Annotated in this window: 13 protein-coding genes; 4 read left to right on the forward strand and 9 right to left on the reverse strand. The window is 57.5% G+C overall.

Annotated features, from left to right (window positions below; genetic code table 11):
- Window positions 1-15 precede the first annotated feature (15 nt).
- Entirely contained in the window at window positions 16-1,911 is a 1,896-nt protein-coding gene (ftsH, locus tag LKR43_RS13550) for an ATP-dependent zinc metalloprotease FtsH (RefSeq protein WP_227684592.1), read from the reverse strand.
- Between the two features lie 112 nt (window positions 1,912-2,023).
- Window positions 2,024-2,659, reverse strand: a complete 636-nt coding sequence (locus LKR43_RS13555) for an RlmE family RNA methyltransferase (protein ID WP_227684593.1) — start codon at window positions 2,657-2,659, stop codon at window positions 2,024-2,026.
- A 17-nt stretch (window positions 2,660-2,676) separates the two neighbouring features.
- On the opposite strand from LKR43_RS13555, the gene LKR43_RS13560 reads away from it, so the two are divergent.
- Window positions 2,677-3,243 carry a YhbY family RNA-binding protein gene (locus tag LKR43_RS13560; RefSeq protein WP_227684595.1) on the forward strand — a complete coding sequence of 189 codons (567 nt, stop codon included), beginning with the start codon at window positions 2,677-2,679 and terminating at the stop codon, window positions 3,241-3,243.
- A gap of 136 nt (window positions 3,244-3,379) precedes the next feature.
- On the opposite strand, the gene greA is transcribed toward LKR43_RS13560, so the two are convergent.
- Complete coding sequence (gene greA / locus LKR43_RS13565) at window positions 3,380-3,856, reverse strand: transcription elongation factor GreA (protein ID WP_227684603.1); 477 nt, start codon at window positions 3,854-3,856, stop codon at window positions 3,380-3,382.
- A 236-nt stretch (window positions 3,857-4,092) separates the two neighbouring features.
- Window positions 4,093-5,427 (reverse strand): solute carrier family 23 protein, encoded by a 1,335-nt coding sequence (locus tag LKR43_RS13570; protein WP_227684604.1) that lies wholly within the window; start codon window positions 5,425-5,427, stop codon window positions 4,093-4,095.
- Between the two features lie 139 nt (window positions 5,428-5,566).
- Between LKR43_RS13570 and LKR43_RS13575 the strand changes: the two genes are divergently transcribed.
- Window positions 5,567-6,202 (forward strand): histidine phosphatase family protein, encoded by a 636-nt coding sequence (locus tag LKR43_RS13575; RefSeq protein WP_227684607.1) that lies wholly within the window; start codon window positions 5,567-5,569, stop codon window positions 6,200-6,202.
- A gap of 41 nt (window positions 6,203-6,243) precedes the next feature.
- On the opposite strand, the gene LKR43_RS13580 is transcribed toward LKR43_RS13575, so the two are convergent.
- The 3 genes from LKR43_RS13580 to carA are packed head-to-tail and all read right to left on the reverse strand — an operon-like array spanning window position 6,244 to window position 11,422.
- Window positions 6,244-7,005, reverse strand: coding sequence for an SDR family oxidoreductase (locus LKR43_RS13580; RefSeq protein ID WP_227684615.1), 762 nt, complete (start codon window positions 7,003-7,005; stop codon window positions 6,244-6,246).
- A 10-nt stretch (window positions 7,006-7,015) separates the two neighbouring features.
- Window positions 7,016-10,258 (reverse strand): carbamoyl-phosphate synthase large subunit, encoded by a 3,243-nt coding sequence (gene carB, locus LKR43_RS13585; protein ID WP_227684621.1) that lies wholly within the window; start codon window positions 10,256-10,258, stop codon window positions 7,016-7,018.
- 9 nt (window positions 10,259-10,267) lie between these two features.
- Window positions 10,268-11,422 (reverse strand): glutamine-hydrolyzing carbamoyl-phosphate synthase small subunit, encoded by a 1,155-nt coding sequence (gene carA, locus LKR43_RS13590; protein WP_370632122.1) that lies wholly within the window; start codon window positions 11,420-11,422, stop codon window positions 10,268-10,270.
- A 108-nt stretch (window positions 11,423-11,530) separates the two neighbouring features.
- On the opposite strand from carA, the gene tal reads away from it, so the two are divergent.
- Entirely contained in the window at window positions 11,531-12,490 is a 960-nt protein-coding gene (gene tal / locus LKR43_RS13595; RefSeq protein ID WP_227684630.1) for a transaldolase, read from the forward strand.
- Between the two features lie 95 nt (window positions 12,491-12,585).
- The gene (locus LKR43_RS13600) at window positions 12,586-13,668 is read left to right on the forward strand and encodes a PA0069 family radical SAM protein (protein ID WP_227684632.1); all 1,083 of its coding nucleotides are present in this window, start codon (window positions 12,586-12,588) and stop codon (window positions 13,666-13,668) included.
- A gap of 34 nt (window positions 13,669-13,702) precedes the next feature.
- Here the strand turns inward: LKR43_RS13600 and recR are convergent, their stop codons facing one another.
- Both recR and LKR43_RS13610 read right to left on the reverse strand, forming a co-directional pair.
- Window positions 13,703-14,311 (reverse strand): recombination mediator RecR, encoded by a 609-nt coding sequence (gene recR, locus LKR43_RS13605; RefSeq protein ID WP_227684634.1) that lies wholly within the window; start codon window positions 14,309-14,311, stop codon window positions 13,703-13,705.
- Window positions 14,311-14,637, reverse strand: coding sequence for a YbaB/EbfC family nucleoid-associated protein (locus LKR43_RS13610; RefSeq protein WP_227684635.1), 327 nt, complete (start codon window positions 14,635-14,637; stop codon window positions 14,311-14,313). Before LKR43_RS13610 ends, recR begins: the two co-directional genes overlap by 1 nt.
- Between the last annotated feature and the right edge of the window lie 2 nt (window positions 14,638-14,639).

Here is a 14,639-nt window from a genome sequence, read left to right on the forward strand (position 1 = left end):
ACGTGCCAATGATCCCTAGACTGGTGTTGCTGCAGCGCTACCGTCGGCCGAGCTCAGCCCGGTGGGAGGCGTGCGATCGGACGTATCGTTCTTGCTTTCCGGTGTTTGCGGAGCGCGCGGAGGACGTCCTTCCATGATGTCGTTGATCTGGTCGGCATCAATGGTTTCCCACTCAAGCAAGGCCGCCGTCATGGCTTCCATTTTGTCGCGGTTGTCTTCGATCAGCTTGCGTGCAATAGCGTATTGCTCGTCAATGATGGTGCGAATCTCGTGGTCAACCTTCTGCATGGTGGCTTCTGACACGTGCGTGGTTTTGGTAACGCTGCGCCCCAGGAAAACCTCGCCTTCGTTTTCGGCGTACACCACCGGCCCCAGCGAGTCGGTCATGCCATAGCGTGTGACGATGTCGCGGGCAATTGCAGTTGCACGCTCGAAGTCGTTCGACGCGCCGGTGGTCATTTGATTCATGAACACTTCTTCGGCAATACGACCACCAAACAGCACGGCGATGGTATTGAGCAAGCGTTCTTTATCCATGCTGTAACGATCACCCTCGGGCAACTGCATGGTTACCCCCAGGGCCCGGCCACGCGGAATGATGGTGACCTTGTGGACCGGATCGGTTTTAGGCAGCAGACGTGCCACCAGCGCGTGACCCGATTCATGATATGCCGTATTGCGGCGCTCTTCTTCGGGCATGACGATGGAGCGACGCTCGGCGCCCATGATGATCTTGTCTTTGGCTTTTTCGAAGTCGCTCATTTCGACAGTACGGCCATTGCGCCGTGCCGCGAACAAAGCGGCTTCGTTGACCAGATTGGCCAGATCGGCACCTGAAAACCCGGGCGTGCCGCGAGCCAGGACCAGTGCGTCAACGTTGGTAGCCAGAGGCACCTTGCGCATGTGCACCTTCAGGATCTGCTCTCGGCCCCGAATATCGGGCAGGGATACCACGACCTGACGGTCGAAGCGGCCGGGACGCAAAAGCGCCGGATCAAGCACATCGGGACGGTTGGTTGCGGCAATGACCAGAACACCCTGACCTGTTTCGAAACCATCCATTTCAACCAGCAGCTGGTTCAGCGTTTGCTCGCGTTCGTCGTTTCCGCCACCCAGGCCAGCGCCCCGCTGACGACCGACAGCATCGATTTCATCGATGAAGATAATGCACGGCGCCTGCTTTTTGGCATTCTCGAACATGTCGCGCACACGGGCTGCACCCACACCCACGAACATTTCGACGAAGTCGGAACCGGAAATACTGAAGAAAGGCACTTTGGCTTCGCCGGCAATAGCCTTGGCCAGCAAGGTTTTACCAGTACCGGGCGAGCCCACCATGAGCACACCCCGTGGAATACGGCCGCCAAGACGCTGAAACTTGGTGGGGTCGCGCAGGAAGTCAACGAGCTCCTGTACATCTTCCTTGGCCTCGTCGCAGCCGGCGACATCGGCAAAGGTAATGTTATTGGTGTTTTCGTCGAGCATGCGTGCACGTGACTTGCCGAAGCTGAAGGCTCCGCCCTTGCCGCCGCCCTGCATCTGACGCATGAAGAAGATCCAGACCCCGATCAGCAACAGCATGGGGAACCAGGAAATAAACAGGCTGGTCAGGAAGGAAGGCTCTTCGCGGGCCTTGCCGGAAACCTGAACGCCGGACTTGACCAACTCGGGAACCATCCAGAGATCACCCGGCGAGGTCAGGCTGTAAGGGCGACCAGCATCGGGCGTGACATGCAGCGTGTCGCCCTGGATATCAACTTTGGAAATGCGCCCAGCCTGAGCATCTTTCATGAACTGGGTATAAGTTACGGTCTCGGTTGTAGCTGCGCGCCCGTCGAACTGCTTGAATACAGTAAACAGGACCAACGCAATCACCATCCAGATCGCAACTTTGGAAAACGAGTTGTTCAAAGCCAACCTCCTACTTGTAACTTCGGCTTGCCAGACTTCCGCAATAACGGCAGCACAACAAGTATGTCAATAGTTCATTCTACCCGATAGAAAGAATGATGTTTTGGAAACCCTAAGGCTTCAAACGGCGTGCCACCAGGAAGGTTTCAGACGACTTGTCACGGGACGCCTTGGGTTTTCGTTCTACTACACGCATGAAGTGGCGCTTGAACGATTCGACGATCTGTGAAAAACCGCTGCCATGAAACGCCTTGACGATCAATGCCCCCTCGGGTTTGAGGTGCTGGCATGAAAAATCGAGCGCTAAATCGCACACATGCTGAATTCTAGCTGAATCCGCTGAACTCACACCGGATAAGTTGGGGGCCATATCCGAAATAACAAGATCAACCTTCGCATCGCCTACGAGATTTTTCAACTGATCGAGCACGGCGTCTTCACGAAAATCACCCTGAATGAACTCGACACCTGCAATCGGCTCCATGGGGAGCATGTCCAGGGCAACGATACGGCCCTGCACCACACCGCCGGGACCAAGCAGACGCTCGCGTGCGACCTGCGACCAGCTACCGGGTGCTGACCCGAGATCGACCACGATGTCGCCCGGCCGCAACAGTTTTTCGGCGTCAAGAATCTCGGTTAATTTGAACGCAGCCCGCGCCCTGTAACCCTTTTGTTGCGCCATTTTGACGTATGGGTCATTAATATGCTGCATGACCCAATCTTTTGAGAATTTTTTTTTGGCCATTCCCGTACAATCTCTCTATGCCCAAACTTGAAATTACTTCCCAAGAGCGTAGCGCACTGCGCGCTGCTGCCCACCCTTTGCGCCCGGTCGTCCTGATCGGTGACCGGGGCCTGTCTGATTCCGTACTGAAAGAAATCGACCTTAACCTGAACGCCCATCAATTGATCAAGGTTCGTATTGCCGGCGAAGAGCGCGACGCGCGCAATGCCATGCTGGAAACCATTTGCGACTCGCTGTCGTGCGCGCTGGTTCACCACCTGGGCAAAACACTGATCATTTACCGGCCGGATGTCGCTGCCCAGAAAGCCAAAGCCGACGCAGAAAACGCCACACGAGCCACCCGCAAGCCTTCGGAACCTTACACCCCGAAAAAACAGGCGGCCGAGGGTGTAACACGCACTCGCCGCAGCGAAAAAGCCAAACGGGCAACACTCAAAGCCGAAAGCACCGAAAAAGCGGCTCCACGAGCCCGCCGCGCAAGTGCTCCGGCCGATCGCCCGGCACACGGCATACCGCGTCGTGCCGGCAGCGCATTATCGTTACGAGCCGGGCGCCGCTCGTTAACCCGTTCCGGCAAACGCTGATACCCGAAGCCGCGCCCCTGAAAGTACGCGGCTGGAATTTTAAATGATAAAGCCCATCGCATGTTTGCGTATGGGCTTTCTTCTTTGCATCAACCTGCAATTGCCTGCTTGCGCGCTCCGGGCGCGCACAGTCATTTTAGAGGTAACTTACGCTTACCACTTCGTATTCGCGGATGCCGGCGGGCGCCTTGACCTCGACCACATCACCCTGTGCGCGACCAATCAGGGCACGCGCCACAGGACTGGAGACGGAAATCTGGTTAGAGCGGATATCGGCCTCGACGTCGCCCACGATCTGGTATTTGACGCGCTCGCCCGACTCCAGGTCTTCGATTTCAACGGTTGCGCCGAATACGGCCTTGCCTTCGACATCCAGCTTGGATGGGTCGATGATCTGGGCGTTCGACAGCGTGCCGTCCAGCTCCTGGATACGGCCCTCGACAAAAGCCTGGCGCTCGCGAGCGGCGTCGTACTCGGCGTTTTCCGACAAATCGCCCTGGGCGCGCGCCTCGGCGATGGCATTGATGACCTCGGGCCGCTCTATGGTTTTCAAACGATGTAATTCTGCTTGCAGACGCTCAGCGCCGCGTGCTGTCAACGGTATCGCAGACATAGGTATTCCTGAGTAAAAAGTAAAAAGACGCTCCCCACAAAGGAGCGCCTAATAAAAAACTGTTGCCTGGGCCGGAGATTACCGCCCGGGTATGCGAAGCCAAGCCATCACTAATTTCTTATAGCTGTAAAAACAACGACTGGACCCAACGTAAAGCAAAACCCCGGCTGAAACACAAACCGGGGATTTGTAGCTATTGTCGGCAAACTTCAGGGAAATTGCAAGCCCAACCTGTTTTATGCCTTTTTCCCTTCGGTTGACGGTAACCCGATGCGCAGCAAGGCGTACAAAATGATCGCCCCGAAGGTCGCGGTACCGATACCGTCCAGCCTGAACGCACCAAACTGAAGGGAAAAATTACCGGCACCAAGCACCAGCGTGACTGCGGCCACGATGAGGTTGCGGTTGTCGCCAAAATCAACCTGATTTACCACCCAGATCCGTGCACCGGCCACAGCAATCAGGCCAAACACCACGACCGACATTCCGCCCAGCACCGGGCCGGGTATGGTTTGTATCAAGGCGCCGAATTTCGGTGAGAAACCCAGCAAAATAGCGAAGCAGGCTGCCACGACGAATACCAGCGTGGAATAGATGCGGGTAACGGTCATGACGCCGATGTTTTCGGCATAGGTCGTTACACCCGTTCCGCCCACCGCCCCCGATACCATGGTGGCCACGCCGTCGCCCACAAAGGCCCGCCCCAGGTAGCGGTCCAGATCCTGGCCCGTCATTGCACTGACTGCCTTGATGTGACCCAGGTTCTCGGCAACCAGAATGATGGCCACAGGAACAATCACGCTCATGGCATGCATCTCGAATACCGGTGCGGCAAATTGCGGCAGGCCGATCCAGGCGGCGTTGGCGACACCGCTGAAATCGATGGGCTTGCCCAGCCCCAGACCATTGGCCAGTACGCCGTAAACGATGCAAGCCAGCAGCAGGCCTATCAGAATCAGCAGTCGCTGAACGGTGCCGCGCGTATAGACCGCCACACCACCCACGCAAAGCACCGTCATCAGAGCCATCAGGGCATCGAAGGTGGATCCACCCATGGCGCCTTTTGCTGCAATAGGAGCCAGGTTCAGACCGATTACCGCCACGATGGCACCGGTCACAACCGGAGGCATCCAGTTATTAATCCATTGTGCGGCACCACCGGACCGGGCATTCATCCACCAGACCAGCAGGCCTATCAAGGTATATACAAAGCCGCAGGCAATGATGGCGCCAAGCGCAACACCGATATTGGCATTGGGGCCCGCACCGGCATAACCTGTGACCGCAATCACACCACCAATGAAGGCAAAGCTGGAGCCCAGATAGCTGGGCACGCGTCCACGCACAAAAAAGAAAAATATCAGCGTGCCCACACCGGACATCAGGATGGCAACATTGGCATCGAAACCCATGAGCAAGGGTGCCAGGATCGTTGAGCCGAACATGGCCACGACGTGCTGCGCACCCATGGCTATGTTTTGCGGCCAGGACATGCACTCGTCAGGCTGCACGACGACACCATTGGCGCCGCCCGGCACCTTGCGCCAGCGGGGAAAATAGGAGTTGGACATGGAGTATTTCGCTTTTTATTAAAATAAGGGCAATATGCAGGCGAAAGTGTACGGTTAGCCTACATTGAACTGCAACATAATTTATCCATATCAAATATTTCCATTGCCCAATGGCCTGCGGCCAGGGCTACAGGCAGGCATGCACACCACACAATTCTGGTTGATACGACACGGCGAAACCCAATGGAATGCGGAAAGACGTCTTCAGGGTCACCTGGACATCCCCCTGAATGCCGCAGGCATCGAACAGGCGCAGCGGCTTGGGCTATACCTGCGTTCACCCCGATTCGATTCCCGCATAGATGCCGTCGTGAGCAGTGACCTTGGCCGGGCGTACGACACTGCGGTCAGCGCCACCAGCCATTTCGATCTGCCAGTCGAACGCAATCCACAGCTGCGCGAGCGCTGCTACGGCATATACGAAGGACAGGACTGGAGCAACCTGAAGGATTTACGCACACTGGCTTTTCGCAGCCCCGAACAAGACATAGAACAGGGTGAGAGCCTGGCTGCGTTTGCCCAACGCGTTGTCAACGCCTTCGAGGCGCTCGCACAACGCCATCGCGGACGCAATGTCATGGTCTTTTCACACGGAGGCGTGATAGACATCGCCTGGCGCAAGGCCAGCGCAATAGCGCTGGATGCGCCACGACACGCACCTATACTGAATGTCAGCATCAATCGCTTCAACATCAGTGCAGACGGGCACTGGAGCGCGCAGGACTGGGGCCAGACAGAGCATCTTGAACAAACTGCGCTGGATGACGTGCTTTAGGCGCACTTTGTACTGACCCGCCGGCAAGCCATGCCGTGCTTTCAGTTCTGCCTGGGCTTGCGCTCGCGGCGGACGGCAAAATAATCGTACAGACGGTCCGGCACCAGACGCAACAGCCTGGCCACCCACCCCATCTGCCATGGGATCACGGTGTACGACACACCGCGCCCTATAGCCAGCACGGCCTGCGCCGCGAACTTTTCAACAGGCATAAGGAAAGGCATTTTGTAGGGATTATGCGCCGTCATGGGGGTTTGTATGAATCCGGGCGCCAGGGTAACCACCTTGACTCCGGTCTGGCTCAGCTCCACCCGCAGGCTTTCACAATAAGTGCGTACTGCAGCCTTGGAAGCACTATAAGCGCCGGCACCCGGCAGGCCACGCACAGCCGCAACGCTGGCCACGCCAACCAGACGCCCCTTGCCCTGCTTTTTCATGGTTGCCACAAAAGGTTCGAACGTGGCGACCGTGGCGTTCAAGTTGGTCGCAATAATGGCTTCAAATACCCGATAGTCATCGAGCTCTTCAGTCAGCGTCCCCACGCTGATACCGGCGCTGGCAATGACGACATCGACCGGCCCGTCGGCAAGAAAATCATTGGCGGCAGCATGCAAGACATCACGGTCGCGAACGTCGACGGTATAGATGACATGACCGCTGCCCGGCAGGCTATCGACGACCGCCTGCAAGGCTTCAGTACGGCGGCCCAACAAGCCCAGCTGCGCGCCGCGCCGGGCATAAGCAAGGGCCAGAGCGGCTCCTATGCCGCTGCTGGCCCCGGTAATGAAAACGCGCGATGTCAACGCGCCAGCCTTATTGCGCCGGCAAGGAAGCGTGCAGTTCCTGCAGGGAATAAACCTTCAGGCCATCACCCTTGCGCAGATAATGCAGGCCTTCGACGGCTGCACGAGCCCCGGCAATGGTCGTGAAGAATGTCACGCGAGAAGCCAGTGCGTTGGTGCGTATCGCACGGGAGTCGGCAATGGCATTGCGCCGCTCTTCGACAGTATTGATGACCATGGAAATCTCGCCGTTTTTCATCATGTCGACGATATGCGGACGGCCTTCGGTGACTTTGTTGACCACCTGCACCTTCAGACCAGCTTCCTCGATAGCGGCTGCGGTACCACGTGTAGCGACTATCTTGTAGCCCAGGTCGCTCAAGCCGCGAGCGACTTCGACTGCACGCGGTTTGTCCTGGGCACGCACGCTGATGAACACGGTACCGGACTCGGGCAGCCAGGCGCTGGCGGCAAGCTGTGACTTCACGAAGGCTTCGCCAAAGCTGGTACCGACGCCCATTACCTCGCCGGTGGATTTCATTTCCGGTCCGAGAATGGTATCGACGCCCGGGAACTTGACAAAAGGAAATACGGCTTCCTTTACCGAGAAATAATCAGGCACCACTTCCTTGTGTATGCCCTGGCTGGCCAGCGTTTTTCCGGCCATGGCGCGCGCTGCGATCTTGGCCAGCTGCAGGCCGGTAGCCTTGGAAACGTACGGCACGGTGCGGGAGGCACGAGGGTTCACCTCGAGCACATAAACCTCGCCATCCTGGATGGCGAATTGCACGTTCATGAGGCCCTTGACGTTCAGGGCTCGCGCCATCAGTTCCGTCTGGCGCTTGATCTCGGTGATGATCTCGTCGGACAGCGAGTATGGTGGCAAGCTGCAAGCCGAGTCACCCGAATGCACGCCGGCCTGCTCGATGTGCTCCATGACGCCGCCTATGAACACGACTTCACCGTCGGCAATGCAATCGACGTCAACTTCGGTGGCGTTGTTCAGGAAGTGATCCAGCAGCACCGGAGAATCGTTGCTGACCTTGACCGCTTCGCGCATATAGCGCTCCAGGTCTTGCTGCTCGTGCACGATTTCCATGGCACGACCACCCAGCACATAGCTGGGGCGTACCACCAGGGGATAACCGATCTCGGCGGCATGCGCCAGGGCTTCGCCCTCGGTGCGCGCGGTGCGGTTGGGCGGCTGACGCAGCCCCAGCTTGTTGAGTAGCTTCTGGAAGCGCTCGCGGTCTTCGGCTACGTCGATGGACTCGGGGCTGGTACCGATGATGGGCACACCGTTGGCTTCGAGCGCACGCGCCAGCTTCAGTGGAGTCTGGCCGCCGTACTGGACGATCATGCCGACAGGGTTCTCTTTGTGAACGATCTCCAGCACGTCTTCGAGCGTAAGCGGCTCGAAATAAAGACGGTCGGACGTATCGTAATCGGTGGAAACCGTTTCAGGGTTGCAGTTGACCATGATGGTTTCGTATTCGTCATCGCGCAGGGCCAGAGCGGCATGCACGCAGCAATAGTCGAACTCGATACCCTGGCCAATACGGTTGGGGCCACCGCCAAGAACAATGATTTTCTTGCGATCGGAGGGCGCCGCTTCGCATTCATCTTCATAGGTGGAATACATATAGGCCGTACGAGTGGGAAACTCGGCGGCGCAGGTATCGACCCGCTTGTAAACCGGACGCACACCCAACTGATGGCGCAACTTGCGCACCTCGCTTTCGGACGAGTCCAGCAAAAATGCCAGACGACGGTCGGAAAAGCCACGGCGCTTGAGCTGCCAGACGATGTCGTAATCGAGATCGGCCAGCGTCTTTTGCTCGAGCGCGAGTTCGATATCGACGATTTCCTTGATCTGGGCAAGGAACCAGGGATCGATGCTGGTCAGGCTATGGACTTCTTCCAGGCTGAAGCCTTGCGCAAAGGCGTCGCCCACGTACCAGATACGCTCGGGGCCGGGCTCGCCAAGCTCTATCTGGAGCTTTTCACGATCGGTAGTCTTCTGGTTCAGGCCGTCAACACCCACTTCCAGGCCGCGCAAGGCTTTCTGGAAGGACTCCTGAAAGGTGCGGCCTATGGCCATGACTTCGCCCACGGACTTCATCTGTGTCGTCAGACGCGAGTCGGCCTGAGGGAATTTTTCGAAGGCGAAACGCGGCACCTTGGTGACAACGTAGTCTATGGTGGGCTCGAACGAGGCCGGTGTTGCACCACCGGTGATTTCGTTCTTGAGTTCATCCAGGGTATAGCCCACGGCAAGGCGAGCGGCTACCTTGGCTATAGGAAAGCCGGTAGCCTTGGACGCCAGTGCCGACGAACGGGATACACGTGGATTCATCTCGATGACGATCATGCGGCCATCTTTGGGATTCACGGCAAACTGCACATTGGAACCACCCGTATCAACCCCGATCTCGCGCAATACCGCGATCGATGCGTTACGCATGATCTGGTATTCCTTGTCGGTCAGGGTTTGCGCAGGCGCCACGGTGATGGAGTCACCGGTATGCACGCCCATGGGGTCCAGGTTCTCGATGGAACAAACAATAATGCAGTTGTCGGCGCTGTCGCGCACGACTTCCATTTCATACTCTTTCCAGCCCAGCAGTGATTCTTCGATGAGCAGTTCGTTGGTCGGCGACGCTTCCAGGCCACGCCGGCAAATGCTTTCGAACTCTTCGCTGTTGTAGGCAATGCCACCGCCCGAGCCACCCATGGTGAAGCTGGGACGTATAACCACGGGGAAGCCCGCGGTGCCCACTTCCTCGCCAATGCGGCGCTGCACTGCCCAGGCTTCGTCCATGGAGTGCGCCACACCGGATTTTGCCGATTCAAGGCCGATGTCATTCATGGCCTGCTTGAATTTCTGGCGATCTTCCGCCTTTTCGATGGCGTGCTCGTTGGCGCCTATGAGCTCAACGCCGTGCTTTTCCAGTACGCCGTTATGCACCAGATCGAGGGCGCAGTTCAGCGCGGTCTGGCCGCCCATGGTGGGCAGCAAGGCATCGGGCTTCTCGCGCTCGATGATTTTCTCGACGGCTTCCCAGGTAATGGGTTCGATGTAGGTCACATCGGCCGTTTCCGGGTCGGTCATGATGGTGGCGGGATTGCTGTTGACCAGAATGGTACGGAAACCATCGGCCTTGAGCGCCTTGCAGGCCTGTGCACCGGAATAGTCGAACTCGCAGGCCTGCCCGATGATGATCGGGCCCGCGCCAATGATGAGTATGCTTTTTATATCTGAACGCTTTGGCATATTGCTGATTTATTTTTTGCCAGCCATGAGGCTGATGAATTTGTCGAAAAGCACCACGATGTCGTGTGGGCCGGGGCTGGCTTCAGGGTGACCCTGGAAGCAGAATGCGGGCGCATCGGTAAGCTCGAAGCCTTGCAAAGTGCCATCGAACAAAGATACGTGTGTCATGCGGGCATTGGCCGGCAGGCTTTCCTTGTCGACATTAAAGCCATGGTTCTGGCTGGTGATGAAGACACGACCGGTATCAAGGTCTTGCACTGGATGATTGGCGCCATGGTGGCCTGACTTCATCTTGACCGTTTTGGCGCCGAGCCCCAGGCCCATGATCTGCTGACCCAGGCAAATGCCGAACAACGGAATTTTTTTCTCGAGCGCCGCCTTGCAAGTTTCGATGGCGTAGTCGCAGGGCCCGGGGTCGCCAGGGCCGTTGGACAGAAAAATGCCGTCGGGCTTCAGGTCGAGGACTTCCTGGACGGGCGTTTGGGCCGGCACCATGGTAATGCGGCAGCCACGGTCGGCCAGCAGGCGAAGAATGTTGGTCTTGATGCCATAGTCGTATGCTACGACGTGATAGCTTGTGTCTTCGGGTTGGTTAAAGCCCTTGCCCAGTTGCCAGGTACCTTCACGCCAGTTCTGACTGTCTTTGATGGAAACCGTTTTGGCCAGGTCTTGTCCGGACATGCCAGGAAAGCCCTGGGCCAGCTGCACGGCGCGTTCGGCATCATCGCCCACCAGTATGCAGGCGCCCTGCGCACCGCCATCACGCAAAATACGTGTGAGCTTGCGGGTGTCTACCCCTGAAATAGCAACAATACCCTGCTCTTTCAGGTAGTCAGGCAGAGACTGTTTGGCGCGAAAGCTGGATACACGCAAGGCGCAGTCGCGCACGACCAGCCCGGCCGCATGCACCTGTGTGGATTCCACGTCTTCGTCGTTGACACCGGTATTACCGATATGTGGATACGTTAAAGTAACGATCTGACCGCTGTAACTTGGATCGGTCAGAATCTCTTGGTAGCCCGTCATGGCCGTATTGAATACGATTTCAGCCACGCAATAACCATCGGCGCCAATAGAGACACCCTTGAAGATGGTACCGTCTGCCAATGCAAGAATTGCGGAAGGAGCCTGATTTGGCTCTTTGGAAAAGAGTGGCGGCAGCACTGTAAACCCCGGTTGTAAAGTCGATAATTAAACCTTCTAATTATACATTGAGAACCTCCAGACCCTTTTGAACGGGTCGATATTAAATAATGATGGTGTAACCAACCTATGTCCAATCAGCTTGATTTACTTCGCCAATTTACGACTGTCGTTGCCGATACAGGTGATTTCGAGGCCATGCGCAAGTATCGGCCTACCGATGCAACCACCAACCCTTCGCTTATCCTGAAGGCGGCACAGCAGGAAGAAAACCGCTATTTGCTGGATAAAGTCGTCAGCGACCACGCCAATGCGTCGGCCAGCGAATTGGTCGACCACCTGCTGGTTGCCTTTGGCCGCGAGATTCTGTCCATTATCCCGGGGCGGGTATCCACCGAAGTCGACGCACGCCTGTCCTTCGACACCCAGGCCAGCATCGAGCGTGCCCGCCAGCTTATTGAACTGTATCAACGCAGCGGCATTGAGCGCGAACGCGTGCTGATCAAGCTGGCTTCAACATGGGAAGGCATACAGGCAGCCAGGGTGCTGCAGGCCGAAGGCATACGCTGCAACATGACGCTGCTGTTCTGCCTGCCACAGGCTCTTGCATGCGCCCAGGCCAAGGTGCAACTGATTTCCCCGTTTGTGGGTCGTATCTATGACTGGTACAAGAAAAACGCGGGCGCCCAATGGGACGAAACCGCAAGTGCCGGCGCCGCCGACCCAGGCGTGCAGTCGGTCACACGGATATACGATTACTACAAGACCTACGACATCCCCACCGAGATCATGGGCGCCAGCTTCCGCAATATCGGCCAGATTCAGGCTTTGGCCGGCTGCGACCTGCTGACCATCAGCCCCGATCTGCTGAATCAGCTTTCCGGAAACACCACCGGCCTGATCCGCCAGCTGACCCCCGGGCACGCAAAGCAAAACGCGCCGGCCTGGCAAGCCAGCAACGAAGTGTCCTTCCGCACCGAGCTGAATCAGGACGCCATGGCCACCGAAAAACTGGCCGAAGGCATACGTGCATTCGTAGCCGATGGCATCAAGCTCGATGCCCTGATCGCACAAGCGCGAGGAAAATAACCCCGGAGCCTCCTGCCCGGCCTTAACGCAATTGTGGCTCGACGGCCGGGCAGGCCTGATATACTGTATATTCATACAGCTATCAAGAGCCCTCCATGCAGACTACGCCCATCAAAGGCCGGGGCAGCATCTCGAACAGAACATCCCGCTACGAACAGCTGCAGCGGCAAGCGTTCGATGACGAATGGGGCAGCGTCGTCCCCGATGACAACACTCCCCGACCAGCAACCGTCGTCAGCAATGAAACGGCAAAATCCATTATCTCGCGCAACGAATCCCCCGACGTTCCGTTTGATCAATCCATCAATCCCTATCGCGGGTGCGAACACGGTTGCATCTACTGCTACGCCCGGCCCACACATGCCTTTCTGAATCATTCACCCGGGCTGGACTTCGAAACCAGGCTGTACGCCAAACACAATGCTGCCGAACTCTTGCGCAAAGAGTTGTCCCGGCCATCGTATGTGCCAAAACTGATTGCGCTGGGCGCCAACACCGATCCGTATCAGCCCATAGAAAGGCGCCTGCGCATCACCGCTACTATTCTGGCAGTCCTGCACGAATTCAACCACCCGGTCGCCATCACCACCAAGTCGGCATCCATCACACAAGACATCGACATATTGGCCAGAATGGCAGAAAAAAATCTGGTTCGGGTATATATATCGCTCGGTTCGCTTGATGGCACCATCGCAAGAACCCTGGAACCACGGGCCAGCGCGCCGGGCGCCAGGCTTAATACCCTGCGCAAGCTTTCCCAGGCGGGTATTCCCACCGGCGTCATCGTGGCTCCGGTCATTCCGGCACTGACAGATCACGATATTGAAAAGATTCTGTTCAGCGCCCAAGAGGCCGGCGCACGCCATGCCGCTTACGTGCTGCTCAGGCTGCCCCTTGAAGTCACCGAGCTGTTCCGGGAATGGTTGGCTGCCCACCACCCCCTGAAAGAGGCTCACGTCATGAATCTGATCAAACAGATGCGTGGCGGCAAGACTTATGACTCCGACTTCCGCACTCGCATGAAAGGCAGCGGTATTTTTGCCGACCTTATCCGCCAGCGCTTCCGGAAAGCGTGCGCCAAGGCCGGACTAAACCCCGAACGCGACGCACAGCTGTCGTTGAACACTGATGATTTTTGCCGTCCGCAACCTGCGCAAAGCCAGGGCACGCTGTTTTAAGCGCAGCGCACGCCATTGCCTGACAGCTTGAGCGTCAGGTATGGCGTCTTTCCATCAGGGCCCACGCAATGGTGCCCGCGTCTACATACTCAAGTTCGCTGCCTGCCGGTACGCCGCGAGCCAGCCTGGAAACGGTGAGGTTGCGGGCGCGCAGCAGCTCGGACAGATAATGCGCAGTAGTTTCGCCCTCAGCCGTGAAGTTTGTAGCCAGGATGACTTCTTTTACGACGCCGTCGGTAGCGCGCTGCAGCAGGCGGTCGAACTGTAAAGCCTGGGGTCCGACACCTTCAAGCGGCGTCAGGCGCCCCATCAGCACGTAGTACAGGCCCCGATAACCATGGCTGGATTCGATCATGTTCTGATCTGCCGGCGTTTCAACCACGCAAAGCAAAGAAGCATCGCGCTTGGGATTGGCGCAGGTGGCGCACACCTCTTCTTCGGCAAAGCCATTGCATCGTGAGCAGTGGCGCAAGTCCTGCAACGCTGCGGCCAGAGCCCGGCTGAGCTGCTCGGCTCCGTTGGTATCGTACTGAAGCATGTGATAGGCCATGCGTCGGGCCGAGCGCACTCCCACGCCGGGCAAGCGGCGCAAGGCTTCAATCAGACTGGTGAGCGGCTCCGGCTCGGGCAGCGACGAATCCATCAGAACGGCAGCTTCATCCCGGGAGGCAGGGGCATGCCGGCCGTGACCGCAGACATTTTTTCCTGGGACGTAGCTTCGGCCTTGCGCAGCGCGTCGTTGAAGGCCGCAGCCACCAGGTCTTCAAGCATGTCTTTGTCGTCGGCAAGCAGACTGGGGTCTATGGTTACGCGCTTGACGTCGTGACGGCAAGTCATGGAAACCTTGACGAGCCCGCCACCTGAAGCACCTTCCACAACAATTTCAGCAAGCGCATCTTGCGCCTTCTTCATGTTTTCCTGCATTTGCTGCGCCTGGCGCATCAAGCCGGCGATCTGGCCTTTCATCATGA

Origin of the sequence: Pusillimonas sp. MFBS29 (assembly GCF_020687695.1) — a bacterium.
GTDB lineage: Bacteria > Pseudomonadota > Gammaproteobacteria > Burkholderiales > Burkholderiaceae_B > Pusillimonas_C.

Coding starts and splice junctions, on each gene's coding strand:
- LKR43_RS13555 (WP_227684593.1), bottom strand. CDS start 2,659: ATGGCCAAAAAAAAATTCTCAAAAGATTGGGTCATGCAGCATATTAAT.
- LKR43_RS13560 (WP_227684595.1), top strand. CDS start 2,677: ATGCCCAAACTTGAAATTACTTCCCAAGAGCGTAGCGCACTGCGCGCT.
- greA (WP_227684603.1), bottom strand. CDS start 3,856: ATGTCTGCGATACCGTTGACAGCACGCGGCGCTGAGCGTCTGCAAGCA.
- LKR43_RS13570 (WP_227684604.1), bottom strand. CDS start 5,427: ATGTCCAACTCCTATTTTCCCCGCTGGCGCAAGGTGCCGGGCGGCGCC.
- LKR43_RS13575 (WP_227684607.1), top strand. CDS start 5,567: ATGCACACCACACAATTCTGGTTGATACGACACGGCGAAACCCAATGG.
- carB (WP_227684621.1), bottom strand. CDS start 10,258: ATGCCAAAGCGTTCAGATATAAAAAGCATACTCATCATTGGCGCGGGC.
- tal (WP_227684630.1), top strand. CDS start 11,531: ATGTCCAATCAGCTTGATTTACTTCGCCAATTTACGACTGTCGTTGCC.
- LKR43_RS13600 (WP_227684632.1), top strand. CDS start 12,586: ATGCAGACTACGCCCATCAAAGGCCGGGGCAGCATCTCGAACAGAACA.
- recR (WP_227684634.1), bottom strand. CDS start 14,311: ATGGATTCGTCGCTGCCCGAGCCGGAGCCGCTCACCAGTCTGATTGAA.
- LKR43_RS13610 (WP_227684635.1), bottom strand. CDS start 14,637: ATGATGAAAGGCCAGATCGCCGGCTTGATGCGCCAGGCGCAGCAAATG.